General features: G+C 71.3%; 21 protein-coding genes and 1 tRNA gene. 12 read left to right on the top strand and 10 right to left on the bottom strand.

All coding sequences use genetic code 11. From position 1 onward, the window contains the following. Positions 1-23: 23 nt before the first annotated feature. Positions 24-2,891: an ATP-binding protein gene (locus ACE3OU_RS08125; protein WP_374241046.1), complete on the bottom strand. Its 2,868-nt coding sequence runs from the start codon at positions 2,889-2,891 to the stop codon at positions 24-26. 284 nt (positions 2,892-3,175) lie between these two features. Between ACE3OU_RS08125 and ACE3OU_RS08120 the strand changes: the two genes are divergently transcribed. The 3 genes from ACE3OU_RS08120 to ACE3OU_RS08110 all read left to right on the top strand — a co-directional run bounded on the left by ACE3OU_RS08120 (position 3,176) and on the right by ACE3OU_RS08110 (position 4,939). Further along, positions 3,176-3,355, top strand: coding sequence for a hypothetical protein (locus ACE3OU_RS08120; protein WP_374241045.1), 180 nt, complete (start codon positions 3,176-3,178; stop codon positions 3,353-3,355). Between the two features lie 166 nt (positions 3,356-3,521). Then, a tRNA-Pro gene (locus ACE3OU_RS08115) sits at positions 3,522-3,598 on the top strand. Between the two features lie 87 nt (positions 3,599-3,685). Beyond that, the gene (locus ACE3OU_RS08110) at positions 3,686-4,939 is read left to right on the top strand and encodes an OmpP1/FadL family transporter (RefSeq protein ID WP_374241044.1); all 1,254 of its coding nucleotides are present in this window, start codon (positions 3,686-3,688) and stop codon (positions 4,937-4,939) included. Positions 4,940-5,041: 102 nt separating this feature from the next. Here the strand turns inward: ACE3OU_RS08110 and ACE3OU_RS08105 are convergent, their stop codons facing one another. The 3 genes from ACE3OU_RS08105 to ACE3OU_RS08095 form a co-directional block, all read right to left on the bottom strand. Continuing rightward, positions 5,042-5,377, bottom strand: coding sequence for a hypothetical protein (locus ACE3OU_RS08105; RefSeq protein WP_374241043.1), 336 nt, complete (start codon positions 5,375-5,377; stop codon positions 5,042-5,044). Between the two features lie 80 nt (positions 5,378-5,457). Next, entirely contained in the window at positions 5,458-6,315 is an 858-nt protein-coding gene (locus ACE3OU_RS08100; RefSeq protein ID WP_374241042.1) for a pirin family protein, read from the bottom strand. Positions 6,316-6,329: 14 nt separating this feature from the next. After that, positions 6,330-6,932, bottom strand: a complete 603-nt coding sequence (locus ACE3OU_RS08095; RefSeq protein ID WP_374241041.1) for an FMN-dependent NADH-azoreductase — start codon at positions 6,930-6,932, stop codon at positions 6,330-6,332. A gap of 97 nt (positions 6,933-7,029) precedes the next feature. On the opposite strand from ACE3OU_RS08095, the gene ACE3OU_RS08090 reads away from it, so the two are divergent. Beyond that, a complete protein-coding gene (locus ACE3OU_RS08090; RefSeq protein WP_374241040.1) occupies positions 7,030-7,932 on the top strand; it encodes a LysR family transcriptional regulator in 903 nt (300 codons plus the stop codon). A 220-nt stretch (positions 7,933-8,152) separates the two neighbouring features. Further along, positions 8,153-8,446, top strand: coding sequence for a DUF3579 domain-containing protein (locus ACE3OU_RS08085; RefSeq protein ID WP_141349051.1), 294 nt, complete (start codon positions 8,153-8,155; stop codon positions 8,444-8,446). A 159-nt stretch (positions 8,447-8,605) separates the two neighbouring features. Here ACE3OU_RS08085 and ACE3OU_RS08080 read toward each other — a convergent pair whose 3' ends face one another. Further along, positions 8,606-9,850: a pyridoxal-dependent decarboxylase, exosortase A system-associated gene (locus ACE3OU_RS08080; RefSeq protein WP_374241039.1), complete on the bottom strand. Its 1,245-nt coding sequence runs from the start codon at positions 9,848-9,850 to the stop codon at positions 8,606-8,608. Continuing rightward, positions 9,847-11,448: an acyl-CoA ligase (AMP-forming), exosortase A system-associated gene (locus ACE3OU_RS08075; RefSeq protein ID WP_374241038.1), complete on the bottom strand. Its 1,602-nt coding sequence runs from the start codon at positions 11,446-11,448 to the stop codon at positions 9,847-9,849. Before ACE3OU_RS08075 ends, ACE3OU_RS08080 begins: the two co-directional genes overlap by 4 nt. A gap of 373 nt (positions 11,449-11,821) precedes the next feature. Here ACE3OU_RS08075 and ACE3OU_RS08070 point away from each other — a divergent pair, with 373 nt between their 5' ends. Beyond that, the gene (locus ACE3OU_RS08070; RefSeq protein WP_298601019.1) at positions 11,822-12,070 is read left to right on the top strand and encodes an acyl carrier protein; all 249 of its coding nucleotides are present in this window, start codon (positions 11,822-11,824) and stop codon (positions 12,068-12,070) included. Between the two features lie 252 nt (positions 12,071-12,322). On the opposite strand, the gene ACE3OU_RS08065 is transcribed toward ACE3OU_RS08070, so the two are convergent. The 3 genes from ACE3OU_RS08065 to ybiB form a co-directional block, all read right to left on the bottom strand. Then, entirely contained in the window at positions 12,323-18,391 is a 6,069-nt protein-coding gene (locus ACE3OU_RS08065) for a CHAT domain-containing protein (protein ID WP_374241037.1), read from the bottom strand. A 106-nt stretch (positions 18,392-18,497) separates the two neighbouring features. Then, complete coding sequence (locus ACE3OU_RS08060) at positions 18,498-19,295, bottom strand: caspase domain-containing protein (protein ID WP_374241036.1); 798 nt, start codon at positions 19,293-19,295, stop codon at positions 18,498-18,500. Between the two features lie 106 nt (positions 19,296-19,401). Further along, positions 19,402-20,325 (bottom strand): DNA-binding protein YbiB, encoded by a 924-nt coding sequence (gene ybiB, locus ACE3OU_RS08055; RefSeq protein WP_374241035.1) that lies wholly within the window; start codon positions 20,323-20,325, stop codon positions 19,402-19,404. 146 nt (positions 20,326-20,471) lie between these two features. Here ybiB and ACE3OU_RS08050 point away from each other — a divergent pair, with 146 nt between their 5' ends. The 6 genes from ACE3OU_RS08050 (at position 20,472) to ACE3OU_RS08025 (ending at position 24,190) form a co-directional block, all read left to right on the top strand. Beyond that, positions 20,472-20,813, top strand: coding sequence for a hypothetical protein (locus ACE3OU_RS08050; protein WP_374241034.1), 342 nt, complete (start codon positions 20,472-20,474; stop codon positions 20,811-20,813). Between the two features lie 72 nt (positions 20,814-20,885). Next, positions 20,886-21,758 (top strand): NAD(P)-dependent oxidoreductase, encoded by an 873-nt coding sequence (locus tag ACE3OU_RS08045; RefSeq protein ID WP_374241033.1) that lies wholly within the window; start codon positions 20,886-20,888, stop codon positions 21,756-21,758. A gap of 1 nt (position 21,759) precedes the next feature. Beyond that, positions 21,760-22,638, top strand: coding sequence for an NAD(P)-dependent oxidoreductase (locus ACE3OU_RS08040; RefSeq protein WP_374241032.1), 879 nt, complete (start codon positions 21,760-21,762; stop codon positions 22,636-22,638). Beyond that, entirely contained in the window at positions 22,632-23,156 is a 525-nt protein-coding gene (locus ACE3OU_RS08035; RefSeq protein WP_374241031.1) for an LEA type 2 family protein, read from the top strand. Before ACE3OU_RS08040 ends, ACE3OU_RS08035 begins: the two co-directional genes overlap by 7 nt. A gap of 3 nt (positions 23,157-23,159) precedes the next feature. After that, positions 23,160-23,870 (top strand): AzlC family ABC transporter permease, encoded by a 711-nt coding sequence (locus tag ACE3OU_RS08030; protein ID WP_374241030.1) that lies wholly within the window; start codon positions 23,160-23,162, stop codon positions 23,868-23,870. Beyond that, on the top strand, positions 23,867-24,190 hold the full coding sequence (locus tag ACE3OU_RS08025; protein ID WP_374241029.1) for an AzlD domain-containing protein: 324 nt from the start codon (positions 23,867-23,869) through the stop codon (positions 24,188-24,190). Before ACE3OU_RS08030 ends, ACE3OU_RS08025 begins: the two co-directional genes overlap by 4 nt. A 308-nt stretch (positions 24,191-24,498) precedes the next feature. Here the strand turns inward: ACE3OU_RS08025 and ACE3OU_RS08020 are convergent. Next, the coding region (locus ACE3OU_RS08020; RefSeq protein WP_374241028.1) for a putative bifunctional diguanylate cyclase/phosphodiesterase at positions 24,499-25,803 on the bottom strand (1,305 nt) is incomplete at its 5' end.

Genomic DNA, 25,803 nt, shown 5'->3' with positions numbered 1-25,803 from the left:
GTCGGCCCGGCCCCGACGGGCTGCTAGTGGGGCCGGCCCAGCCAGCGGGCCAGGGTTGCAAACAGGAGCTCGGGTTCCACCGGCTTGGCGACGAAGTCGTTCATGCCCGCCGCGAGGCAGCGCTCCTTGTCCTCGTCGAAGGCGTTGGCGGTCATGGCGATGATGGGGGTCAGGCGGTGGGCCGGGAGCTCGCGGATCAGGCGGGTGGCTTCGAGCCCGCCCATCTCGGGCATCTGCATGTCCATCAGGATCAGCGCGTAGTCACGCTCCCTGGCCTTGTCGAGGGCGATCCGGCCGTTGCCGGCGAGTTCGATCTCGAGCCCCGTCTCGCTCAGCAGCTCGAGGGCCACCTCCTGGTTCACCGCGTCGTCTTCGACCAGCAGGATGTGCTTGCCCGCGTGCAGGCTGCGGATCTGCGCTTCGGTGCCTGACACGTCCGCCGGGGTGTCCTCGGCTGGCGCGGTGCCGACGTCCAGGCGCGCCGTGAACCAGAACCGGCTGCCCGCGCCCGGCGTGCTGTCGACGCCGGCATCGCCGCCCATCAGCCGGGCCAGCCGTTGGGTGATGGCCAGGCCGAGGCCGGTGCCGCCGTACTTGCGGGTGGTCGAGGCATCGACCTGCCGGAAGGCCTGGAAGAGATCCTGCACCTCGTCGGGCGCGATGCCGATGCCGGTGTCCTCGACTTCGAAGCGCACCCGCACGTGGTCGGCTTCCCGGGCTTCCAGGCGGACCCGCAGCGCGACGCTGCCGGCGGCGGTGAACTTGACCGCGTTGCTGGCAAAGTTGAGCAGGCCCTGGCGCAGGCGGGTCGGGTCGCCGAGCAGGTAGACGGGCACGTCGTCGTAATCGACGGTCAGCGCCAGCCCCTTGGCTTCGGCCGCCTCGGCGATCAGGGAGCGCACGTAGTCGATGATCGAGCCGATGTGAAAGCCGGTGCGCTCGAGGACCAGCTTGCCGGCCTCTATCTTTGAGATGTCGAGGATGTCGTTGATCACCGCCAGCAGGTGATGGCCCGCGTCCTCGATCTTGTCGAGGCGGTCGACCTGCTCGGGCAGCAGGTTGCCGCGCCGGAGGGTGCGGGTGTAGCCGAGGATGGCGTTCATCGGGGTCCTGATCTCGTGGCTCATGTTGGCCAGGAAGGAGCTCTTGGCCAGGTTGGCGGCGTCGGCGGCCTCCTTGGCGCGCTTCAGGGTGGCCTCGGTCTCGCGGATCAGGGTGATGTCGATGAAGGTGGCGATGAACCCGTCGCCGAGCAGCTGCCCACCGATGATCATGTTGCGCTTCTCGCTGCCCTTGCCGGTGACGCAGTACTCGAGTCCCTCGAGCCGGCCGTCGCTCGCCGCCGCCCGGGCGATGGCGGCGTCCCAGGTCTGGCGCACCAGCCGGCGGTAGTCGGGGTCGGGGTAGGCCCGCAGCCACCACTCGGCCAATGTCGGGATGTCCGCCGGCCGATAGCCGAAGAGTTCGATGAAGCACTGGTTGATGGCTTCGATCCGCTCGCCCTGGCAGTAAGCGAGGGCCACCGGGGCCGCCTCGAAGAGCGCCCGGAAGTGGCGGTTGCTCTCGGCGACGAGGGCGGCTTCCCGGGCGGCGAGGATCGCCCGCTCCGCCTCGCGCCGCTCGGTGATGTCGCGGGACAGCACCAGCACCCGGGCTTCGCCGCCGCGCGTCTGCTTGAGGGTGGCCGAGAGCTCGAACCAGTGCTCGGTGCCGTTGCCCAGGGCCAGGCACACGGTGCGGCCGTAGTCGTGGCCGCGGGCGGCGGCGGCCTGGATGGCCGCGATGACGGTCTGCGCCGCCTGGCCCGGCATGACCTCCGAGAGGTGCTTGCCGATGAGTTCGGCGGGCGCGGCGACGAGGAGATCGCTCCGGCTGGCGAACACGTTCATGTAGTGCCCGCCGGTGTCGAACTCGAACAACATGTCGGGGATCGCCCGCAGGGTGGCGGCGAGGCTCTGCTCGGCCTCGGTGGTGGCGGCGTGGGCCGCGCGCAGTTCGGTCAGCGCGGTGTTGAGGGTCTGCGTCTTGTGGGCGACCTGCCGCCGCAGCGCCACGCTCAGGATCGCCAGCAGCAGCGCCGCGCCCGCTGCCGCCAGCAGGCCCCAGCCGATGTAGCGGCCGTAGGCGCCGAGGTCGAGGGGTGTGCCGAACCACTTCTCGCGCAGCGCGGCGTCTTCTTCGGGGCGGATGAGGCGCATGCCCTCTTCGACGCGCCGCAGTGTTTCGAGGTCGCCCTTGCGGGTGGCCCGCCGCGACTCGCCCCGGTAGAACTCGAAGGCCTTGCGGAAGTCGCCCTGGGCGTGGCGCTGGTAGAGGTAGTAGTTGGCGGGGTATTCGTCGAGGCAGAAGAGCTTGATCTCGTGACGCCCGGCCGCGGCCAGCAACGCAGTGTAGTTGGGGTAGGCGACGACGGTGGTGATGCCGTGGTTGGCCAGCTGGTCGATGCAGGCGTCGCCGGCCTGCACGCCGATCTGGAAGCCCTTGAGGGTGCTCACGCCGCTGATGCCGCCGATGGTGGTGTGGGTGTAGATGGCGACCGGCAGATCGGCGTAGGGCGCGGAGAACTCGTAGAAGGGCTCGCGCTGGGGGGTGCGGTAGATCATGTCGATCACGTCGGCGCGCCCCTCGGCGATCGTCCGCTGGGCCTCCGCCCAGTTGGTGGCGGTGAGGGTCACCGGTACGCCCGTCTTGCGCTCCCAGAGGCGCCACAGGTCGACCAGATACCCCTCGACCTCCCCGTCGGCGTTGCGGAAGAGGTAGGGCGGGTAGTTGTCGTCGCTGATCACGCGCAGGCTGCGCTGGGCCGGAGTGCGGGGCGAGCCGGTATCCCCGGCGTTGGCCACGGCCGGGCCGACCGACAGGATCGCCATGAGGACCGCGATGAACCTCATGCTCATCCGGCAAAGTGCGGTGAGGGGCATTTTTTCACCAGTCTGCCGGCCGCATGCCTGGTGGCATCAGGCGACCGGTTTCGTGCCGTGTGTGAAATACGCTTGATGGTATTGCAGCGGGTCCGTTTTGGGGCGGCCTTGCCGAGAAAAAATAAACATCAGTTTTGTTGCGGTGCGGAAGAGGCTTGCGGGCGGTTCCGGATGATCAGTAGAATGGTTTGTGCGGTGCAGCATTTCTATGCGCCGAGTACCGATCTCTGTGTTGTTCAAAAGGAAGGTTCATCATGCCCCATACCCATGCACACTCGAAGGCCGAGGCTTGTCACGACGCGTTGGAGGCTTTCGAGCGCGAGCATCACCACGCGCCGGACGCCCACGAGAAGGCGCGCCTGCTGTCGGAAACCGTCAAGGAGTGGGAGCACGACGAAGTCGCCGCGACCCATCCGAACCTCAAGCGGGCCTGATCGACCCCGTCGCCGGCTCCTGCGGGAGCCCGCGCAAAGAAGTGCGCCGAAGATCTTGCACTTTCCGCTGAGTTCGTGAATAATAGCGGTCTTTCCACGGCAGCCAAGAAAACAAGAGGTTGTCGGAAAATGGCTTGAAGGGTTTTAAAGACCTTCAGGCCCGAGTCGGGGAATAGCTCAGCCTGGTAGAGCACTGCGTTCGGGACGCAGGGGCCGGAGGTTCGAATCCTCTTTCCCCGACCACAGATTTTCAAAAAAGCCACTCGTCGAGTGGCTTTTTTTTCGCGCTTCGCGACCAATACAAAAAATCCACCCCCAGGGAATCATCAGATGAGTCTTCGCACGGCCCTCGTGGCCACCGGCCTCGCGGCCCTCGGCTGGCCGCTCTCCAGCTTCGCCACCAACGGCTATTTTTCCCACGGCTACGGCGTCCGCAGCATCGGCGTGGCGGGCGTCTCGATCGCCTTGCCCCAGGACGGTCTGACGGCGGCGAGCAACCCGGCCGGCTACCTGTTCGTCGGCAACCGCCTCGATCTGGGCGTCAGCCTGTTCCGGCCCGACCGCGGGGCGACGATCCGGGGCAATGGCTTTGGCGCCGACGGCAACTATTCGGGCAACGAAACCCACAACTTCCTGATTCCCGAGCTCGGCTATGCCCGGCAGCTGTCGTCGGACCTCGCCTGGGGCGTGGCCGTGTATGGCAACGGGGGCATGAACACCGACTACAAGCGCAACCCGTTCGGGGCCTTCGGCTCGACCGGCAAGGCCGGCATCGACCTGGCGCAGGTCTTCGTCACCCCGTCGGTGGCCTTCCGCCCGGTCCGGGACCACGCCTTCGGCGCCGCGCTGACCTTCGCCTACCAGCGTTTTGCGGCCAGGGGCCTGGGGGCCTTCGAGGGGATGTCGGCCAATCCCGGCTCGGTCACCGATCGCGGCCACGACAGCTCCACCGGCCTCGGCGTCAAGCTGGGCTGGATCGGCCAGGTGCTGCCCAGCCTGCGGCTCGGCGCCAGCTGGTCGTCGCGCATCGAGATGAGCGAGTTCGACCGCTACAAGGGCCTCTTCGAAGGCGGCGGCGGGTTCGACATCCCGGCGAGCTACGGCCTCGGCCTGGCCTGGCAGGCGAGCCCGGCGCTGACCCTGGCGGCGGACTGGCAGCGCATCGAGTACAGCAGCGTGAAGTCGGTGGGCAACCCGATGCAGCGCCTGTTTGCCGGCGGCGCCCTGGGCAGCGACGGCGGCGCGGGTTTCGGCTGGAATGACGTGTCGGTGGTGAAGCTCGGCGCCGTGTATGCCTACGACGACCGCCTGACCCTGCGTGCCGGCGCGAGCCGCGTGCAGCAGCCGGTGCCGGCCAGCCAGACCTTCTTCAACATCCTGGCGCCGGGCGTGGTGCGCAACCACTACAGCCTGGGCGGCAGCTACAGGACGGCCGGCGGTGGCGAGTGGAGCCTGGCCTACCTGTACGCGCCCAAGGTGACGGTGTCGGGCAACGGCTCGATCCCGGCGGCCTTCGGCGGCGGCGAGGCGAACCTGCACATGCGCGAGCAGATGCTGAGCGTGGGGTATTCCTGGGCGCTGTAAGAGCCCTCGGGTTGTCGCGGGTTGTGAAGGGAAGGCCGCTCGGGGAGCGGCCTTTCCGCTTTGGGGCGTCGGCCTGCGGTGGCTCCGGCGCGCCCGGGCCCGTCATGCCGGCGGCAGCTGCCGGCGTTCGGCCCACAGGGCGCGGGCGAAGGCCTTCCAGGCGTCGCCGCCGTGGCTCTCGAAGCCGGTCTCGGCGCTCTCCTGCATGGTGCGCAGCATCAGGCTGGCGAGGCCGAACAGCTCCAGCTTGGCCAGCTTGGTGTAGTCCGGCTTGTCGGCCAGCATCGTGATTTCGCTGGCCGGGTAGGTCAGGGCCTCCCGCGCCAGCGCGCGCACCTGCTCCTCGTTGTGCCAGTCGATGCCGAGGGCGACGCCCCGGCGCTCGATCTCCAGCTCGATGTCCCGGGTGTCCTGGGCGTAGTTTTCAAAACCGGCCATGGTCTGCTCCCCGTTGCGGTGGATGAGTCAGCTTAGACCATTTCCGCACGCCCGGCCCGGAAGGATCTGACACCCGGGGTTCAGGCCAGCGTGCCGGCCCGGTAGTCGTCGAGGGCCTGCTCGATCTCCTCGCGGGTGTTCATCACGAAGGGCCCGTACTGCACCACCGGCTCGCCCAGCGGGCGGGCGGAGAGCAGCAGCACGCCGCAGCCGTCGGGGCCGGCCTCGAGCTCGACCCGCTCGCCGTCCGACAGCACGCCGGCCTGCCGGGTGGGCAGCGGCTGGGCGCCGTCGCCGGAGATCACCGACAGGCTGCCCGCGTACGGGTACAAAAAGGCGTTGTGGCCCGCCGGCAGCTGCTGGCTGACCCGCGCGCCGGCCTCCAGCCGCAGGTCGAGGAACAGCGGCGCGGTGGACAGGCCCTGGATCGGCCCGGGCAGCGCGGCGCCGTCACCGGTATCGAAGGCGCCGGCGATCACCCGCACCCGCCCGCCGGCGATTTTGCGTTCGGGGATGTCCTCGGGCTCGATGTCGCGGTAGCTGGCGGGCTTCATCTTTTCGCTGGCCGGCAGGTTGATCCAGAACTGGAAGCCGTGCAGGCGACCCTGCTCCTGGAGCGGCATCTCGGAGTGGATGATGCCGCGCCCGGCGGTCATCCACTGGGCGCCGCCGCCGCGCAGGTGGCCGGTGTTGCCCAGGTGGTCGCGGTGCTCGAACTCGCCGGCCAGCATGTAGGTGACCGTCTCGAAGCCCCGGTGCGGGTGGGGCGGGAAGCCGGCGATGTAGTCGTCGGGGTTGTCTGAGGCGAACTCGTCGAGCATCAGGAAGGGGTCGAGGCGCAAGCCCTGGCTCTGCCCGAGGCTTCGCCGCAGCTTGACGCCGGCCCCGTCGGAGACGGGGATGGACGGGATGATCCGCGAGAGGCTGCGTGAGGTCATGGTGGTCTCCGGTTTCAGGCGGTGAGGTCGGCGATGGCCTGGTGGGCCCGGGCGAGGGCGGCGTGCTTGCTCTCGTCGCCCATGTTGAGGCCCTCGGCGTAGACGAATTCCACGTCGGTGATGCCGATGAAGGCGAGGAAGTCGCGCACGTAGGCGGTCTGGCTGTCCTTGGGCGTGCCGGCATAGACGCCGCCGCGGGCGGCCAGTACGTAGGCCTTCTTGCCGGTGACGAGGCCCTCGGGGCCGTTGGCGGTGTAGCGGAAGGTGACGCCGGCGCGGGCGAGGTGGTCGAAGTAGGCCTTCAGCTGGGACGGGATGCCGAAGTTGTACATCGGCAGGCCGAGCACGATCACGTCGGCGGCGCGGAGTTCGGCGATCAGGGCGTCGGAGAACGCCACCACCGCCTGCTGTTCGGCGCTGCGTGCCTCGGGCTGGACCAGGAAGGCCGTGAAGCGGGCGGCGTCGAGGTGGGGCACCGGATGGGTGGTGAGGTCGCGCTCGACGACGCGGGCGCCCGGGTGGCTGGCCTGCCAGGCGGCGACGAAGCGCTCGGCGAGCTGGCTGGACTGGCCGTTGGCGGCAAACAGGCTGGCGTTGATCTTGAGGACGGTGCTCATTGCAGACTCCTGGTTGGGTGGGGGTGATGTCATTAAACAATTTGCCCGAGAGATAAAAAAGCGCAAAAATCCGCTTTAAATGATCTGATTTTTAGATATGAATGCGATTGTCCGGCCGGTCCCCCACATCTCCCTCGAACAATGGCGCGCCCTCGTCGCGGTCGTCGAGGCCGGCGGTTACGCCCAGGCTGCCGAGGCCCTGCACAAGAGCCAGTCGGCGGTGAGCTACGCGGTGCAGAAGATCGAGGCGCAGCTCGGCCTGCAGGCCTTCGAGATCCAGGGCCGCAAGGCCGTCCTGACGCCCACCGGGCACATGCTCTACCGCCGGGCGCTGGCGCTGCTGGGCGAGGCGGGCGACCTCGAGCAGGCGGCGCGCAAGCTGTCGGCGGGCTGGGAGGCCGAGATCGGGCTGGCGGCCGAGGTGCTGTACCCGCCCGACAGGCTGCTGGGCGCGCTGGCCCGCTTCGGCGCCGAGGCGCCGCGGACCCGCGTCGAGGTGATCGAGTCAGTGCTGGGCGGCACCGGCGAGGCGCTGCTCGGCGGCCAGGCCGACATCGCGGTGACGCCCACCGTGCCGCCGGGCTTCCTCGGCCGCCCGCTCTTCAACGTGCGCCTGCTGGCGGTGGCCCACCCGGCGCATCCGCTCCATCGCCTCGGCCGCCCCCTGCGCGAGGGCGACCTGCGTGCCCACCGCCACCTGCCGGTGCGCGCCACCAGCGCCAGCCGCGACCGGCGCACCACCACGGTCGAGGTGGAGCAGCGCTGGACCTTCAGCAGCATGGGCATGTCGATCGCCGCGGCCTGCGCGGGGCAGGGTTTCGCGTGGTATCCGGAGGCGCGCATCCGCGCCGAGCTGGCGGCCGGGCAACTGAAGGTGCTACCCCTGGGGGGCGCCGAGGAGCGTTTCGTGCAGCTGTATTGCGTGGTCGCCGACCCGGACGGGGCCGGGCCCGGGGTGCGGCGGCTGGAGGAGATCCTGACCGAGGGCGCCGCGGCCTGAGGGCGGTCGGCGGCCTTCCAGAAGCGGTATTTCGTGCGGGTGGTGGAACCCTGTTTCGTCAGGCGTGACGCGGCTTTTCGCCGGCGGGCCGGTGGGCGCAAAGCTGAGTTGGGGGCCTTGGTTTCCTGCTAGAATCCGGGCGGCCGCCGGCATTGGGGGAGCTCTGCCGCGCGATGGCTTTCAAACGGGTTTGCCGACCCGCGACTTTCCGACATCGCACATGATTCAAAAAATAGAGAACTTCGTGATCGTTGGGCGCACCAGTGACGGACGGACTTTCCGGCCGAGCGACTGGGCCGATCGTCTGTGCGGGATCATGTCGGTCTTCGGGGCCGACCACCGCATGACCTATTCGCCCTACGTCCGCCCGGCCTGCAACCTGCGCGGCGACAAGACGGTGCTGGTGGATGGCAAGATCCACGACATCGAGCCGCTGGCCTACAACTTCCTCCGCAATTTCGCGAAGGACAACGACCTGCAGGTGGAAGTCCTGCCGGACGACTACTTCTTCTGATTTCCCGGCGGCGCGGGCTGCCCAGAGTGCCTGCCCGGGCGGCCGATGCCGTCGTGCAGCGGCATCCGTGCAAGGCGCCGGATCGGCCAGGCGCCGGCCCCACAAAAAAGCCTTCCGACCCAGCGCCGGAAGGCTTTTTGCATTGTCAGGCGCCTGTTCTCAGACCAGCACCTCGACGAGGTCGGGCTGGCTGAGGAAGCCGCGCGGGCTGGCGGTCGCGCCGTAGGCGCCGGACTGGAAGACCACCACCAGATCACCCGGCCCGGCGTCGGGAAGGGCCATCTTGTCGGCGAGGAGGTCGAGGGGCGTGCACAGCGGGCCGACCACCGACACGGCTTCGGCGGCGGGCTGGTCCATGCGGTTGCCGATGGCCACCGGGTAGTTCTTGCGGATCACCTGCCCGAAGTTGCCGGAGGCCGACAGGTGATGGTGCAGGCCGCCGTCGCAGACCAGGTAGGCGTGGCCGCGGGACACCTTGCGGTCGGTGATCTTGCACACATAGACGCCGGCTTCGCCCACCAGGTAGCGGCCCAGCTCGATGACGATCTCGGCCTGGGGCAGCTTCTCGCGGGCCTCGGCGGCGATCGCGGCGAGGTTGGCGGCGATGGGGCCGAGGTCGAGGCGCTGTTCGCCGGGGAAGTAGGGGATGCCGAAGCCGCCGCCGAGGTTGAGGAACTTGACCGGCGAGGGGGCGCTTTCGGCGAGGCGCAGGGCCAGCTCGAAGCTCTTGCGCTGGGCTTCGACGATGGCCTCGGGGCGCAGGTTCTGGGAGCCGGCGAAGAGGTGGAAGCCCTCGAAGGCGAGGCCGGCCCTGCCGATCTCGGCAAGCAGCGCGGGCACCTCTTCGGCGTCGACGCCGAACTGCTTGGGCCCGCCGCCCATCTTCATGCCGGAGCCCTTCAGCTCGAAGTCGGGGTTGACCCGCACCGCCACCCGCACCGGCCAGCCGGTGGCCTGGCGGATGGCGCCGAGTTCGGCCACCTCGCGGAAGGATTCGATGTTGATCAGGATGCCGGCGGCGACGGCCTGGCGCAGCTCGCCGTGGCGCTTGCCGGGGCCGGCGAAGCTGATCTCGTGGGGGTCGGCGCCGCTGTCGAGGGCGACCCGCAGCTCGCCGCCGGAGGCCACGTCGATGCCGTCGACAAGGCGGGCCATGTGGCCGACCAGGGCCGGCATCGGGTTGGCCTTCATCGCGTAGTGGAGCTTGATGCCGGCGGGCAGCGCGGCCCGCAGCTCGGCGACGCGGCGGGTCAGGAGCGCCCGGTCGTAGGCGTAGAAAGGCGTCTGGCCGACCCGGTCGACGAGGCGCTCGAGGGGGACGCCGCCGATCAGCAGCTCGCGGCCGGCGCTCTGGAACTGGTCCATGGGGGCATGGACCGGTTTTTCGCGGGAGGTGGTGGTCATTGGGCCCCCTGGGCTTGCTGGAATTCGGTGGACAGGGTCTTGCGGTCGATCTTGCCGTTGGGGTTGCGGGGCAGCGGGCCGTCGCGCAGCGCGATGGTGCTCGGCACCATGTAGGCCGGCATGCGCTGCTTGCACTCGGCGAGCAGGGCGGCGGCGTCGAGGGTGTGGCCTTCGCGGGGGGTGGCGATCACGCAGATGGCCTGCCCGAGGGTGTCGTGGGCGACACCGAAGGCGACGCATTCACCGACCATCTGGGTGGCGTAGAGGATCTCCTCGACCTCGGTGGGGCTCACCCGGTAGCCGGAGGTCTTCATCATCTCGTCGCGGCGCCCGATGAAATACAGGTAGCCTTCTTCGTCGCGGCGCACGGTGTCGCCCGAGAACACGGCGATCTCGGGCAGCACCAGGCCGGGCTGGCGGCCGGGGGCGCTGTCGGGCAGCGGCTTGAAGCGCTCGGCGGTTTTTTCGGGGTCGTTCCAGTAGCCCATCGCCACGTGGGCGCCGCGCTGGACGAGTTCGCCCGGCTCGTTGGCGCTGCACTCGGTGCCGTCCTCGCGGAGCACCAGCACCTCGGCGTTGGGGATCGCCTTGCCGATGGAGTCGGGGCGGATGTCGGCCTGTTCGGGGGGCAGGTAGGTGGCCCGGAAGGCTTCGGTGAGGCCGTACATCAGGAAAGGCTTGGTGCGCGGCAGTTGGGCGCGCAGGGCCTTGAGGGTCTCGAGGGGCATGCGCCCGCCGGTGTTGGCGAAATAGCGCAGGTGATCGGTGACCGTCTCGGGCCAGTTGAGCTGGGCCAGCTGGATGTACAGCGGCGGCACCGCGGTGAGGCCGGTGACCTTTTCGCGCACGACGGCCTTCAGCACGTCCTGGGGCAGCAGGTAGTTAATCAGCACCACCCGGGCGCCGCTGTGGAAGGCGGTGGTGAGCTGGGAGAAACCGGCGTCGAAGGAGAGGGGCAGGGCGGCGAGCAGGGTGTCGTCGGGGTTGTTGCCCAGGTAGCTGGCGACGCTCTTGGCGCCGGCCACCATGTTGCGGTGGGACAGCACCACGCCCTTGGGGCGCCCGGTGCTGCCCGAGGTGTACAGGATGGCCAGCATGTCGTTGTCGATCACCCGGTGGCCGGCCCGCGGCGGGGCGGCGAGCAGGTCGGCCCACTGGCCGAGGCCGGTGCCGGCCAGCTCGACCGGTTTGGCAAGCGGGCCGGTGAGGATCACGTGGCGCAGGTCGTGGCAGTGGCCGAGGGTTTCGGCGAGCAGCGGCAGGCGCTCGGGCGAGGTGATCAGCACCCGGGCGTTGCAGTCGCGCAGGATGTGGCCCACCTGCTCGGGCTTGAGGATGGGGTTGACCGGCACGAACACGCCGCCGGCCCGCGCCGCGGCGAAGCTGGCGACGACGGTCTCGGCGCGCTTGTCGAGGAAGATGCCGACCCGCTCGCCCCGTTCGAGGCCCAGGCCGATCAGCCCGGAGGCGATGCCGGCGACCTGTTCGTCCAGCTCGCGGTAGCTGAGGCTGGTCTTGCCGGCGGTGAGGGCGGGGGCGTCGGGCGAGCGCTCGGCCGAGGCCGTGATGAGCTGGTGAAGGAGCGTGGTGTTGAGCATGGGTCGGCAGTCGAATGGTTGGGGCACCGGGCAGCCTGTAGCCACCTCCGGCATGTCGAATGCGAGTTTAGCGCAGGCTGCCGCGAGTCATGCACCCGCCGGATGCGAAACCGGACGCCGAGTCGGAGAAATTTGTGTCCGGGCGAGACCTTCGTCACCGGTGCACGGCCTGGCCGGAGTAAGCTGATGGGCTGCCCGTCCGGCGCTGGCTGCCCGTCCGGCGCTGGCTGCCCGGGCGTAACCGTTCGTGCATATCGGGGTTCCGATTGCCACCGTGTCGCTTATAATGAGGCCGCTTGCTTTGCGTGCTTGCGATGCTCGGCCGCCGACATGAGGCGGGGCATTTACTTGGTCTTACCAACTGGAGTGAGTTTTGGATACGAAGAAGGAAGTGCTGTCGATTCTCGACGAGGTTCTGAATCTTGGGGGAGCATCGGCCCAGTTTGATCTAGACACCCAACTGCTGGGGGCGCTGCCGGATCTCGATTCGATGGCTGTGGTGGGTTTGATCAACTTGCTCGAAGAGCGTTTCGGCTTTGCCGTCGAAGACGACGAGATCGACGGCTCGACCTTCGCGTCGGTCGGTTCGCTGGTCGACTTCGTGAACGCCAAGCTGGGCTGAACCGCCCGCAGGGGCCGACCGGGGCAGGCCGTCCGCCTGGTTCCGGTGGGTTCCATCAGATTATCGCCGCGCCGGCGGGTTCCGCTCCCGGCCGCTGCCAGAACACCAACGCCGGGCCCTGTGCCCGGCGTTGTCCTTTGGGGCGCCGGCAACTGCGGCCGGCGGCTCCCCATGTGCCGCACCCTGTTCCGCCCCGGTGCTCCGTCCGGGTTGGCCCGGTGTTGCGGCTGGCGGAGTCCCGCCGCCGTCTGTTCAGCCGGGCTCCGGCGCTTCCGGGGCGGGGCCGGGCGCATCCTCCGTCACCGTCTCCGGGGCGGGCGTCGCGCCCAACTGCCCGGCGAGCTTGTCGAGCACCGCGCCGCGCGGGTCGGCGGCATCGCGGCAGCGCAGGAAAACCGCCAGCAGCTGCAACTGGGCGACCACCGAATCGAACTGCAGGGCCGAGCGCGAGAGTGTGCTCACCGCCTCCAGGTAGCGCCTGTAAAGCGCCGCGCTGGGGTCCGCGCCCAGGCTTTCCGTGTCCGATAGCCACAGGGCGAGGCTGGCATCCGCGGGTTTGACCGCGTCGAAGAAGTCCCCGCTCTGGCGGAAGCGGCGGAGCGCGGCGTCCTGGCAGCGGGCGATCAGGCCGGGGTCGGCCGGCGCATCGCCGAGCAGGGCATCCAGCTGCAGCCGGTTGATGAGGCCGTAGGGATCCCAGCCCGGGGCGTCGGGGTCGCCGGCGACCTGGGCGTAGGCGTCCCGCGCCAGGGCCAGCGTCGGCTCGATGGCGGGCCAGGCCTGTCCGCCGAGGAGCTGGACGAAGGCCTTGCGCTTGTAGGTGCTGCCCAGCACGGCCAGGCGCTCCAGGTTCGGCGGGCTGCCGGTGGTGGCGCCGGGCTGCAGGCCGCTGGGGGACGGGCTGCCCAGGCGCACCAGGGCCTCCATGCGGGCCACCGCGTCTTCGGCCATCGCCAGCGCGCCCGGCTGCCGGTCGCGGGCCAGCGCCTCGGCCTGGCGGGCCTCGATGTTGGCCAGCTTCTCGATCGATCCGATCCCGACGCGCCCCAGCCCGGCGTCGCCGGCCACGGCACGCAGCAGGGCCTGCCGGGCGGCCTCGAAGCCTTCCGGGCCGAGCTCGGCGTAGAGGTAGCCGATCGCCTGCTGGACCTCCGGGAGGGCGGCCCACCCGGCCTCGACCTTGCCCAGCCGCCTGCTGACCTGGGCGTTGAGGGCCTTGAAGCCGGCCTCGCGGCGCGCCAGTCCGTCGGGCAGCCGGAGGGCCAGGCGCCGCTGCTCGAGCCAGTCCATCAGCTCTTCCGGCGTCATCAGGGGCTGGTCGTCGGCGGCCTCGGGGGGCTGGGTGCGCAGCGTGAAGGCGGGGTCGCCATAGGCCTGGTAGGCGCCCCAGGTGTTGCAGTCGGGGTAGCGTTCGCGGGCGACCCGGCGGGCGGTGTGGATGGCGTTGCCGAAGCTGGCCCCGGCAACCGCCATCTGCTCGAAGAACACTTCGGCGAAGGTCTGGCCGGCGTCGTCGCGGACTTCCCAGCCGGCGGCCACCACGCAGCGCACGCCCATTTCGATCAGCTCGCGGGACAGGCTGTAGGCGAGCCGGTTGCTGCCGGCGCCGATCTCGGGGCCGACCTTGCCGAGGTGGCAGCAGTTGAGGAAGACGAGGTCGGGCACCGTCTCCATCAGCCCGATCTCGGCGGCGGAGAGCAGCAGGCCGTCGGAGAGCACCACGCCGCTGCGGTAGCTCCCGTCGGCGGCCTTGCGCCCGAAGATGCCGTGGGCCGTGATGGCGAGCACCCGGCAGGGCTGGGCGAAGAGCCGGGTGAATACGTCGGCGGCGCGGCTCTCCGGCGGGGCGTAGGCGATCTGGTAGCCGGCGCCCTCGAGGATGCCGCGGATGGCTTCGCCTTCCTGGGCGGAGCCCGGCAGGTCGGCCAGGCTGTCGGCCTCCGGCTGGCCGTCCGGGCCGCTGCGGGGGCGCCAGTCGGGGCCGCCGAACTGGGCGTGGAAGCCCTCGGTGCCGGGGTCGGCGATGATGCAGGCGGTCAGTCCGTCGGTGCGCACCACCTCGCGGCGGAAGCGCGGGGTGATGAACTGGCGGATGACCCGGGTGTTCTCGACCATCGGCGCGCCGTCGGTCTCGAGCATCTCCCAGGGCAGGTTGGCGGTGGCCTCGTCCACCATCAGGATCAGGTTGCTCGTCTTGCGGGCGGCGGCCTTGAATTCGGAGGGCACCAGCAGCTGGAAGAGGGTGCTGCCGAAGCCCCGCTCGCGGGAGTAGGCGGTGCTGTCGGGCCCGCTCAGGGCGCTGCGGGTGAAGGTCTCGACGAGGCCCGGCTGGCGTTGCTGGACAATGCTCTCCGCCCGCGCCCGCTCGCCCATGTAGATGAACTTGATGCGCTCGGCGTAGTGGGTGGTGGGTGCCACGTCGAGGCCGGTGGGGATGGGCAGGCGGCCGTCGCGCACCTCGTCGGCATGGCCGTAGAGGCTGAGGATGCGGCGCAGGGCGTCCCGCGGGATGGGCAGCTGGACCCGCGGGGCGATGCAGTCCGGCCCGCAGGTGGAGGCGTCGGCGTCGGCGTCGCAGACCACCAGGCGCGGCCAGTAGTCGGTGAACGGGGCGGCCTGCAGGCGCTGGCGGAAGCCGGCGCCGCGGGTCAGGGTGGCGGCCGGCTTGAGGGTGTAGCCGAGGCGCTTGAGCTCGGCCTCGAGGCGGCCGCCCAGGCCCTGCACGGCGCGGGCCGCGGCGATGGCGGTGTCGAGATAGACCTCGACGAAGGTCAGCTCGGCGACGATCGCCCGCCGGGCGTTGCGGCGCTCGGCGCCCTGGTCGAACTCCCGGTTGGCCTGCAGCACGCCGAGGGTGATCGCCCGGGTGGCGTCGGCCACGTCGAGCCCGGCGGCGGAGTTGCTGCCGATCAGCAGGCTGGCGAGGCTGAGGCGCAGCAGGCCGTCGGCGACCGCGGCGGGGCCGCCGGCCGGCGCGTCGGGCTGCTCCAGGCATTCCTCGACGTGGCGGTCTGAGGCGTGCAGCAGGTAGCGCAGCACCCCGGCGCGCACCGCCTGGGTGACGCCGTCGGCGTCGAGGTGGCCCATCTCGCCCAGTCCGACGATCACCGCGCCGCGCCCACTGTGGCGGCGGCGCTCCTCGGGGGTGCGCGGCATCAGCACGATGGTGGCGTTGCCCAGCTCGCCCGAGTGGATGCCCAGGCGCTGGCGGTGGCTGAGGGCGCCGTTCACGAGGTGACGGTCGATGACGCCCTCGGCGGCGGCGATCGGATCGCCCCGGTAGTGGCCGCACAGCACCGGTTGCTGCAGGAAGCGCAGATCCATCGCCTGCACCGCGACCTGGATCTCGTTGCCGCGCGGGCGGCGGACCACCGGGCGCAGGCGGCCGCCGAGGATGCGCGCGGTGGCTTCGGGCGCCGACGGGTAGCCCTCCGGCGGGCCGGCGCGGTAGCTGCGCACCTCGGCAGCGGCGTCGCCGCGGGTGGCCGGCAGGCGGCCCAGGGTGCGCGGGCTGCCGCTGGCGAGGAGCGCCTCGATCTCTTCAAAGTAGCGGCGGGTGCTGGCGAGGCCCATGTGGTCGACGGGCATCAGCCACTTGCGTTCGGCGGGCAGGCCGGGCAGGTCGCCGCCGGCCCAGGTCACCGAGCCGTCGCCCTGGGGCGTGCCGCGCATCACCAGGCCGGTGGGCTTGCCGCCGCGGGTTTGTTCCAGCACGCCGCAGGGGGTGTTGTCGGCCTGGCCGAACACGTAGGCGATGCGTTCGGGGGCCTGGCCGACCCAGCGGGTGTCGGCGATGGCGTCCCAGCCGGCGCGGGCTTCCTCCAGCCGGGCCTGGCTGGGCCGCCCGCAGAGGGCCTTGCCGAACCAGAAGTCGTCGTTGATGGCGGCCAGGGCGTCCCAGGTGGCGCGCTCGTAGAAGGCCCGCGGCGGGCGGCCGTCGGTGTCGATGAAGCCGGGCGCCGGCAGCAGCTGCAGGGCGCCGGGGAAGCCGGCGACGATGTCGAGGACTTCCTGCAGCCCTTGGGCGAGATCGAGCCGGGCCAGGGTGCGGATGGTGTCGGACTGGCCCAGCAGGGTCTCGACGAAGAGGTGCGAGCCGCGGTTGGGGGTGCCCAGCATCACCAGCCGGTTGCCGTCGCGGGCGATGAACTTGTCCCACAGGCCCGGTCGGGCGGCCAGGGCGGCGCGCACCACCAGCCCGCCCATGCTGTGGGCGAGGATGCGCACGGGTTGGTCCGGGTTGTCGTCGAGGGCCCGGTCGAGGCGCCGGGCAAAGGCCGCACCAAGCTCGCCGAGAGGCTTGCGCCAATCGTAGGGGTGCTCCAGCACCTGGTGGGAGCGCTGGAGGTAGCGGCTCAGGTTGCCGTAGGCCAGGTCCACCAGCCCGTCCCGGGCCGGCACCTTGGCCTTGCTGTCGATGGCGATGCGCTTGAGCCCGCCGCCGGCGAGGCGCAGCGGGTCGAGCCAGATGCGCTCGCCGTCGGCCTCAAGGCGGCTGCCCATGATGCCGGGCAGCAGGAACACCACCGGGGCCGGCCCGACACCCCGGCCGGGGCCGGCGGAGACGGGCTCGGGTTCGGCGATGGCGGGGGTTTCCCAGTCGGCGAGGCGGGTGGGGTCGTCGGCGGCGAGCCAGCCCTGCAGCGCGCGGGGCAGGGGCAGGCCGGAGGGCGCGGCGGTGTCGTCTCGGAAGTAGCGGAAGTGGTTGACGTTCTCGCCCTGCACGAAGACCGCCCGGGCCTGGGCCTGCCAGGCGATGCCGCCGTACATCGAGCGGGTGTCCACCACCAGGTCGTTGTCGCCCCGGTCGAAGAAGACCGTGTCGGTGAACATCACGCCGAGGCGCTTGAGGAGGCCGCCGCCTTCGATGTCACCGGCGATGATGGCCATCTTGAGGCCGGGCTGGACCGCCGCGCGGCCCAGCAGGCTGCCCAGGGGCGAGTCCGGCAGCATCGCCTCGATGCCCGGCAGCGCGTGGGCCTGGACGCGCTTGTCGGCGATCTCGATCATCACCCGGCCGAGGAAGCGCAGCCCGCGCTCGGTGGCCGCCGCCACGGCGGCGCCGGCGCCGGGACCGCCGAGGGCGCTGCCCGCCGCCTGGGCACCCAGGCTGCCGAACTTGCGGACCAGCGCGAACAGGCCGGACAGGAAGACGTCGAGGTTATCGGTGAGCAGCGAGGTGCCGCGGGCCGGGCAGCCGACGCGCACGTAACGCGCCACCCGGATGTCCTTGCTGCGCAGCAGGCCGGCGAGCTTGCCGAGCTTGGCGCGTTCGTCCGCCGCCCACGCCTCGCGCTGGCGGGCGAGGGCCGGATCGGCCTGTTCGCGGGCGGCTTCGTCGGGTCGCGGCCGGCGGCGGAAGTCGGCGATCAGGCCGTCGAGCGCCGGGCCGTTGCCCGGGCTGGTATCGAGGCACAGCAGGTCGCCCACCAGCCCGCCGCGGGAGTGGGTGACGAGGTGCAGCCGCGCGCCCGCCGGCAGCACCGCGACGAGCTGCAGGGCGTTGTCCACCGGGCTCTCGGAGAAGGTGCGGTGCTCGAAGCCGTAGATGTGCTCGCCGAACTGTTTTTGCAGGTCGGCCCAGGCCTTGCTGCCGGGCAGGGCGCCGAAGCCGCCGAGGGTGTGGGAGCCGGTGCCGTGGATGAAGACCAGCGCCGGCCGGCCTGCCAGCCCGACGAGGCGCGGGTCGTCGCTGCCCAGCCGCTCGCTTTCGGCGATGGCGCCGCCGGACCAGGGATAGAGCCCCGGCGGCCCGGCGAGCTGCTCCTCGATCACCGAGACGATGGCCCGGGCGCCCAGGCTGGAGGCGCCGGCCACGGCGAGATCCTCGACCTTGCCGCCCAGCCATTCGGTGGCCCGGGCCCGGGCGAGGTCGGTGAGTGCGTCCGGCTTGACGGCGAGGGCGGTGACCTGCCGCCACAGCCACTGGCCGAGCCCCCGGCTGGCCGCGTCCCGGGGGCGGAAGGCCGCGAGGTCGACGGAGCCGTCCGGGCCGATCAGGCCGGGCTGGGTGAGGGCGAGGCGGCCCAGCCGGGCGGCCAGCTCGTCGGCGCGGATGAACAGCGTGGTGCCGTCGGTGGCCTCCAGGGCCAGCAGGCGGCTGTCGGCATCGACGGCGGTCGGGCTGGGGGCCTCTTCACTGCGGCGGGTACCGGCGAGGGGCCAGGTCTGCAGCGGGGTGAGGATGTCGGCCAGCAGCGGGGTGGGGGCGACACCGGCGGCGCGGCTGCCGGGCATCGTCAGCACGCCGGGGAGGGTGGCGGGGCTCGCGCCGGAGGGCGCGGCGGCGGGCAGGCGGAGCCTGGTCGGGGTGGCAGACACGGTGATCTCCCGGAGGGCGTGCGGCGAGCGGTCGACCGCGCGGGCGGCCGGCCCGATGGAGCAGGGGGCGGGCGTCCCGGTCAGCCGGACGCCCGCGGCGCGGCCTTCAGGCGAACACCTTCCAGGCGCGCGCCGTGCGGCTGCCGAAGAGTTGCGGGTTCTGGGGCAGCTGGTTGGTGGGCAGGTAGGTGGGCGTGATGGCCTTGAACCAGTCGGCGTAGGTGGCGCCGGCGGGCAGGGTCGCGAGGGTCTTCAGCGCGTAGTAGGTGAAGGCACCGTTGGGGCGGCCCCTGAAGCGGGTGTCCCAGCTGAACTGGCTGTCGAGGCAGCCGGCCATCAGCAGGTCGCCGCCGCTGCGCGACAGCCCGCCGACGGTGGGCAGGCTGGCGACGCGGGAGGAGGGCAGTGCGTCGTCCGTCATCCACACGCTGGGCGGCAGGAAGCGGGCGCGGGGCATGGCCGGGTCGAGGTCGCTGTCGTCGCCGCGGGTGACGCTGCCGGAGTGGCAGCTGTCGGAGATCAGCAGCACGCGCACGCCGGCGGCCCGGTGGGCGAACAGTGCGCCGATCTCGTCGTCGAGGAGCACCTTGCCCGCACCGATGTCCCACGGGCACAGGGCTTCGTCGCGGCCGTCGGGCTCGTCGCCGTTCTGGTCGGGCACCCAGGTGCCGTGGCCCGAGTAGGTGATGACCACCGTGTCGCCCTTGGCGGCGCCCCCCACCAGCGCGCTGATGGCGCCCACCATGGCCGCCTTGGTGGCCTGGGCGTCGAGCAGCTTGGTGACGCTGAAGTTGCGCGCCGCCAGCGCGGCGGCCCAGTCGTTGGCGTCATTGACGCAGCCGGAGAGGTCGTTCTGGGTGCCCGGGTAGTCGTTGATGCCTATGCACAGTGCCTTCTTGCTCATGGTCTGTCTCCCGTTGTCATCGTGGCATTGCATGCTTTCCTGATTCAGTTAAGCAGACAGGCCACAAAGGTCAACGGGAGCCCGCCGGGCGGTCGGCGGAGGGCGGTCAGCGCGGGGTGCGGGCCAGCTCGGCGAGGGCGGCGACCTGGTCGAGGATGGGCTGGGGCGTGGGCACGCTGCCGTCCAGCATGGCGCGGATCAGCCCGGCGTTGGCCGCCACCTCGGGCTGGTCGGGCAGGCTGCCCAGGGGCGGCGCGCCCCCTTCCTCGGCCGGGAAAGCCTCCCAGGCCCGGCCGTGGGCGAAGGCCTCGAGGCGCGGCCGGCGGCGCGGGTTGGCGAAGGCTTCGCCCTCGGTGCCGCGCAGCAGCAGCGCGACGCCGCCCTGGGCCACCAGGTGGGCGTGCATCCGTTCCAGGTATTCGGGGTGGGTCACCGACACCACCCGCACGCTGTGGCCGGGGGCCGGGTCGAGGAGCTTGGCGAGGGTGTGGGCGCTGTTGCGCACGCCGAGGCGCGGGCGCAGGGCGAGCAGGGGTTCGAGGCCGGGGGCCAGCAGGCCGAGGGGCAGGCAGGCCAGATGGTCGGATGCCAGGCGCGCCTCGGCCTCGGCGAGGCTGGCGGCGGGCGTGATGTCCAGCGCGGCGAGGAGCTCGAAGGGGCTGACCCGGGTGTCGAAGTCGTGGCGGCCCTGGATCAGCACCGGCACGCCCTGGCGCGCCAGCAGCTGCGCCACCAGTGGCATCAGGTTGGGCTGGCGGCGGGCGCCGTTGTAGGTGGGCAGCACCACCAGGCGTGGGCCGGCGGGCACCGCGAGGCGTGCGCAGCGGGCGTCGAGGGCGCGCTGGAAGCCGAGCAGCTCGTCGGTGCTCTCGGCCTTGATGCGCATCGACAGGATGATCGCGCCGAGCTCGAGGTCGGGCACGCGGCCGTCCATCATGTCGCCGAAGAGGGATTCCGCCTGCTCGGCGGTGAGGGGCTTGGAGCCTTTCGGCCCGCGGCCGATCTCCTTGATGAAGGGGGCGTAGGACATGGGTGCTCTCCGCTGCTGGCTGAAAGTGCGCGAGTGTAGCCTGTGGGACGTCTCGGCGGCGGCGCGGCAGGCGCGTCAAAGGCGTTCTACACTAACGCCCGGGCTCCGTTCGAATTCGTCGTCGGGCTGCCGTTCCACCGGAAACCATGATCGCCTTCAACTGCAAGCCCCTGTCGGCAAACCCCGGCGTCGAGCCCCTGGTGTTCGAGTGGGACGAGCGTTCCGGCACCGTCGCGGGCCCCGGCGCGGCGCTGGTCAAGGCGCTGGCGGCGGATGGCGGCGTGCCGCTGCACCCGGCGCCGGCCTGGCATGCCTTCGGCGCCGAGCCTCTCAAGTCCCGCGCCGACCTGGCCGCGATCGTCGGCCACCTCCACCAGTTGCCCGACGAACTGGCCGGCGACTATCCGGCCGTCGTTGAAGAGGCCGGCGTCGTCCAGACGCTCGACGCCGACGGCCGCGTGGTGTCGACCGTCGAGGCCGTGTTCTGACCTCGCGCCCCACTTCCCACTCGTCGCTGCGCCCGCTACCCTGCCGGGCTTTCCCACAATGAAGGACATTCCATGAAAATCGGTTTCGTCGGTCTGGGCATCATGGGGCGCCCGATGGCGCTCAACATTCTCAAGGGCGGTTTCGACCTCACCGTGTGGGCGCGGCGGGCCGAGTCGATGGCGCCGCTGCTGGATGCCGGCGCGAAGGGTGCCGCCAGCGCGGCGGAGGTGGCGGCCGGCTGCGACGTGGTGTTCTCGATGGTCTCCGACGCGGCCGACGTGGAGCAGGTGGCGCTGGGCGCCGGCGGGGTGGCCGAGGGCGCCAGGCCCGGGCTGATCTTCGTGGACATGAGCACCATCGCCCCGGCGGCGGCCCAGGCGATCGCCGCGCGGCTGGCCGAGCGGGGCCTCACGATGCTCGACGCGCCGGTGTCGGGCGGCGAGGTGGGGGCGATCAGCGGCGGGCTGACCATCATGGTCGGCGGCGACGCGGCGGCCTTCGACAAGGTCAAGCCGGTGCTGGCCTGCATGGGCAAGTCGGTGACGCTGATCGGCGGCTCGGGGGCCGGCCAGGTGACCAAGGCCTGCAACCAGATCCTCACCGGGGTGGGCGTGATGGCGGTGGCCGAGGCGCTCAACTTCGCCCGCAAGAGCGGCGTCGACGCCGGCCGCGTGCGCGAGGCGCTGCTGGGCGGCTTTGCCTACAGCCGCATCCTCGAAAACCACGGCCAGCGCATGCTCGACCGCAACTTCAAGCCCGGCTTCAAGGCCTGGATGCACCAGAAGGACATGAACATCGTGCTGCAGGAGGCCCACCGCCTGGGCCTGATGCTGCCCACCAGCGCGGCCAGCGCCCAGCTCTTCAACGCGATGGTCGGCAGTGGCCTCGGCGAGGAGGACTCCGTCGCCGCGCTGAAGCTGCTCGAAGCCCTGTCGGGAGAATGAGGTGAAGATCGGATTCGTCGGGCTGGGCGTGATGGGCCTGCCCATGGCCCGCCACCTGATGGCGGCCGGCCACGCCCTGGCGGTGTGGGCGCGGCGGCCGGAGTCGGCGGCGGCGCTGCGGGCCGAAGGCGCGGCGTGGTGCGCGACGCCGGCCGAGCTGGCGGCCCGGTGCGAGGTGGTGATCTCTATCATCACCGCCAGCGCCGATGTCGAGCAGCTGGCCCTCGGCCCCGCGGGGCTGATCGAGGGCTTCGCGCCGGGGGCGGTGCATGTGGACATGAGCACCATCGCGCCGGCCACCGCGCGCCGGCTGGCGGCCCGCTACGCCGAGCGGGGCGTGGGTTGGCTCGACGCGCCGGTGTCGGGCGGCGAGCAGGGCGCCCGGGACGCGACGCTGGCGATCATGGCCGGCGGCGAGACGGCGGTGCTGGAGCAGGTGCGCCCGTTGTTCGCCTGCCTGGGCAAGACGGTGGTGCACATCGGCGCCGCCGGCGCCGGCCAGGTGGCCAAGGCCTGCAACCAGATGATCATGGTGAACGCGATCCAGGCCTCGGCCGAGGCGATGCGCCTCGCCGGCGCCCACGGCCTCGACCTTGCCAAGGTGCGTGAGGCGCTGATGGGCGGTTCGGCGGCCTCGCGGGTGCTCGACGTGATGGGCGGGCGGATGGCCCGGCGCGACTTCGTGCCCGGCATCCAGGCCCGCCTGCACCACAAGGATTTCGCGATCCTGATGGACGAGGCCCGCCAACTGGGCGCACCCTTGCCGGTGGCGGCCCAGACCTGGCAGCAGCTCAACGCGCTGATGGCCACCGGCGGTGCCCGCGACGACACCGCCAGTCTGCTGCGCCTGCTCGAACCCACGGAGGACAAACCATGCTGAACCCCTCCCGCCGCCGTTTGGCGGGGCTTGCCGCGGCCATGCTGGGGCTGACGGCCCTGGGCGGCTGCGCCGGGCTGCGCCTCGGGATGCAGAAGCCCGAGGTCACGGTGGCCAACATCCGTCTGCTCGACGGCAACCTGCTGGAGCAGCGCTTCCTGCTGACGCTGCGGGTGATGAACCCCAACACCAGCGAGATCGCCATCGAGGGGCTGACCTTCAAGGTGGACCTCAACGGCCAGCCCTTTGCGAAGGGCGTCGGCAACCAGCCGGTGGTCATTCCGCGCCTCGGCGAGGCGATGGTGGAGGTGACCGCCACCACCGGGCTGGGCGGCCTGCTGCGGCAGTGGAAGGCCCTCGGCAAGGGCCGCGACAAGGTGGATTACCGCCTCAGCGGGCGCCTTGTCACCGGCAACTTCGGTGGCATCGATTTCGACCAGACCGGCGAGGTGGAGCTGCCCAAGGGGCTGGCGGAGGGGGCCGGCGCCGGTGGTGGCAAGGGCCCGGTGGAGAAGTTCTGAGCCGTGGGCCTGCGCCTGAAGGAGTTCCTCGCCGGCTGCCGGGACGAGGCGCCGCTGCAGCTGGGGGTGATCCCCTTCGGCATGCTGTACGGCATTGGCGCGGTGGCGGCGGGCATGCCGGTGTGGCTGGCCCAGCTCACCTCGATGGTGGTGTTCGCCGGGGCGGCCCAGCTGGTGATCGTGCAGATGCTGTCCGCCGCCGCGGGAGCGCTGCCGATCGGGCTGACGGCGGCGCTCCTCAACCTGCGCCACCTGCTCTACAGCGCCTCGGTGGCCGGGCATGTGCGGCACCTGCCGCGGCGCTGGCGGGTGGTGCTGGCCTACCTGCTCACCGACGAGGCCTACGCGGTGGCGATCCTGCGCTACACGCGCCCGGAGGCAGCGGATCAGGAGCAGGCGGAGCCGGACCTGCGCCACTGGTACTTCCTCGGCTGCGGCCTCACGCTATGGGGCTGCTGGCAGCTATCCACGGCGCTGGGGATCGCCTTCGGGGCGCGGATTCCGCCGGAGTGGGACATCGACTTCGCGGTGCCGCTCACCTTCATCGCGCTGCTCACGCTGCTCGTCAAGGAACGCGCCGGCCAGGCCGCGGCGCTGGTGGCGGCCCTGGCGGTGCTGGCGCTGGCCGCGCTGCCCTTCCGGCTCGGGCTGGTGCTGGCGATCGTGCTGGGCCTGCTGGCCGGGGCGGCGGTGGCGCGGGAGGCCCGTGAATGAGCGTCGCCACGCTGGGGCTGCTGCTGGTGGCGGTGGGGGCGCTCACCTTCCTGTTCCGCTACGCGATGATCGGCCTCGTCGCGGGGCGCGGCCTGCCGCGCTGGGTGCATGCCCTGTGCCGCCACATCGCGCCGGCGAGCTTTGCGGCGCTGGCGGCGAGCGAGCTGTTCATCCACGGCGGCGAGGTGGTCTTCGCGCTGCATGCCCCCAAGCCGTGGGCGGCCCTGGTGGCGGCGCTGGTCGCCTGGCGTACCGGCAACGTGCTGGCCACCATCGCGGTGGGCATGGCGGCGCTGTATCTGCTGAAGGCCCTGCTGTAGGGGCTTGAGGCTGGCCCGAGGTTCCGCCCTCGCCGCTCCGGGGGGCGCGTACGCCGGTAAAGGCTCCAGCGTCGATGCTTTTTGCAGCACGGCTACACCCCGGGGGCGCCGAGATTGATGCTTTTTGCAGCGCTACTGCACCCCTGGAGCACCGACGTTGATGCTTTGTGCAGCGCCGCGGCACCCCCGGAGCACCGGCATCGATGCTTTTTGCAGCGCTGCTGCACCCCTGAGGCATCGACGTCGATGCTTTTTGCAGCACCGCTGCACCCCTGGGGCACCGATGTCGATGCTTGGCGGCGGTCGCGTCAGAGGCTGGCCAGGGAGACCTGGCGGGTGGCGCGGAGCTGGCGCAGCAGCTGGGTCATCTCGTCCGCCGGGAGGGGCCGGCTGCACAGGTAGCCCTGGTAGGCGTCGCAGTTCCAGCGGCGCAGCAGGGCGAGCTGGGCTTCGGTCTCGACGCCTTCGGCGAGCACCTCGAGACGCAGGGTGTGGGCCATCGCGATGATGGTCTGGGCGATGGCGTCGTCGTCGGGTTCGGTGACGATGTCGGCGATGAAGGAGCGGTCGATCTTGAGCCGGTCGATCGGGAAGCGCTTGAGGTAGGACAGGCTGGAGTAGCCGGTACCGAAGTCGTCCACCGACAGCTGCAGGCCGAGCTGCCGGCATTCGGCCAGCACCTGGCGGGTGTGCTCGGGGTTGCCCATCACCAGGCTCTCGGTGAGCTCCAGGTCGAGGTAGGCGGGGGGCAGGCCGGTCTCGGCGAGGGCGCCCTGGATGGTGGTCAGCAGGTTGGCGTCGTCGAACTGGCGGGCCGACAGGTTGACGCCCACCGGCACCCGGCTGATGCCCTCCTGCAGCCACGCCCGCTGCTGGCGGCAGGCCTCGCGCAGCACCCACGCGCCGATCGGCACGATCAGGCCGCACTCCTCGGCGATGGGGATGAACCTGTCGGGCGGCACCAGGCTGCCGTCGGGCTGGGGCCAGCGGATCAGGGCCTCCATGCCGATCAGCTCGCCGGAGAGGGTGTCCACCTGGGGCTGGTAGTGGAGGGCCAGCTGGCCGGCCTCGAAGGCCCGGCGCAGGCGGCTCTCGAGTTCGAGGCGTTCGCTGTAGCGCGACGAGATGCCGTGGTCGAAGAAGCAGATCTGGTTGCGGCCGCGCTCCTTGGCCAGGTACATGGCGGCGTCGGCGTTCTTGATGAGGGTGTCGCCGTCGGTGCCGTCATGGGGATAGACGGCGATGCCGATGCTCAGGGTGACGGTGAATTGGTGGCCCGCCAGCTCGAAGGGCCGGGCCACGCTGCCGAGCACCCGCTCGGCGGTGTCTTCGGGCAGCTCGGCGGCGTCGAGCTCGTTCAGCACGATCACGAACTCGTCGCCGCCGGCCCGGGCGACCAGGTCGCTGTCGCGCAGGCCGCTGCGCAGGCGCTGGGCGACCGCCAGCAGCAGCTGGTCGCCGGCCGCGTGGCCGAGGGTGTCGTTGACGTGTTTGAAGTGGTCGAGGTCGGTGACCAGCACCGCGACCCGGTGCGGGGGGGGGGGGGGGCGGGCGCGGGCATGCCGGAACCGGCGGGGGGGAAGGCGGCGGGGGGGGGGCGCGGGGGGGGGGTG

The organism is Zoogloea sp., from assembly GCF_041908905.1.
Lineage (GTDB): Bacteria > Pseudomonadota > Gammaproteobacteria > Burkholderiales > Rhodocyclaceae > Zoogloea.
The sequence above is the reverse complement of the archived record's forward strand: the minus strand, read 5'-3'. Positions and strand labels throughout refer to the sequence as shown.

Coding starts and splice junctions, on each gene's coding strand:
- ACE3OU_RS08125 (WP_374241046.1), bottom strand. CDS start 2,891: ATGAGGTTCATCGCGGTCCTCATGGCGATCCTGTCGGTCGGCCCGGCC.
- ACE3OU_RS08120 (WP_374241045.1), top strand. CDS start 3,176: ATGCCCCATACCCATGCACACTCGAAGGCCGAGGCTTGTCACGACGCG.
- ACE3OU_RS08110 (WP_374241044.1), top strand. CDS start 3,686: ATGAGTCTTCGCACGGCCCTCGTGGCCACCGGCCTCGCGGCCCTCGGC.
- ACE3OU_RS08105 (WP_374241043.1), bottom strand. CDS start 5,377: ATGGCCGGTTTTGAAAACTACGCCCAGGACACCCGGGACATCGAGCTG.
- ACE3OU_RS08100 (WP_374241042.1), bottom strand. CDS start 6,315: ATGACCTCACGCAGCCTCTCGCGGATCATCCCGTCCATCCCCGTCTCC.
- ACE3OU_RS08095 (WP_374241041.1), bottom strand. CDS start 6,932: ATGAGCACCGTCCTCAAGATCAACGCCAGCCTGTTTGCCGCCAACGGC.
- ACE3OU_RS08090 (WP_374241040.1), top strand. CDS start 7,030: ATGAATGCGATTGTCCGGCCGGTCCCCCACATCTCCCTCGAACAATGG.
- ACE3OU_RS08085 (WP_141349051.1), top strand. CDS start 8,153: ATGATTCAAAAAATAGAGAACTTCGTGATCGTTGGGCGCACCAGTGAC.
- ACE3OU_RS08080 (WP_374241039.1), bottom strand. CDS start 9,850: ATGACCACCACCTCCCGCGAAAAACCGGTCCATGCCCCCATGGACCAG.
- ACE3OU_RS08075 (WP_374241038.1), bottom strand. CDS start 11,448: ATGCTCAACACCACGCTCCTTCACCAGCTCATCACGGCCTCGGCCGAG.
- ACE3OU_RS08060 (WP_374241036.1), bottom strand. CDS start 19,295: ATGAGCAAGAAGGCACTGTGCATAGGCATCAACGACTACCCGGGCACC.
- ybiB (WP_374241035.1), bottom strand. CDS start 20,325: ATGTCCTACGCCCCCTTCATCAAGGAGATCGGCCGCGGGCCGAAAGGC.
- ACE3OU_RS08050 (WP_374241034.1), top strand. CDS start 20,472: ATGATCGCCTTCAACTGCAAGCCCCTGTCGGCAAACCCCGGCGTCGAG.
- ACE3OU_RS08045 (WP_374241033.1), top strand. CDS start 20,886: ATGAAAATCGGTTTCGTCGGTCTGGGCATCATGGGGCGCCCGATGGCG.
- ACE3OU_RS08035 (WP_374241031.1), top strand. CDS start 22,632: ATGCTGAACCCCTCCCGCCGCCGTTTGGCGGGGCTTGCCGCGGCCATG.
- ACE3OU_RS08025 (WP_374241029.1), top strand. CDS start 23,867: ATGAGCGTCGCCACGCTGGGGCTGCTGCTGGTGGCGGTGGGGGCGCTC.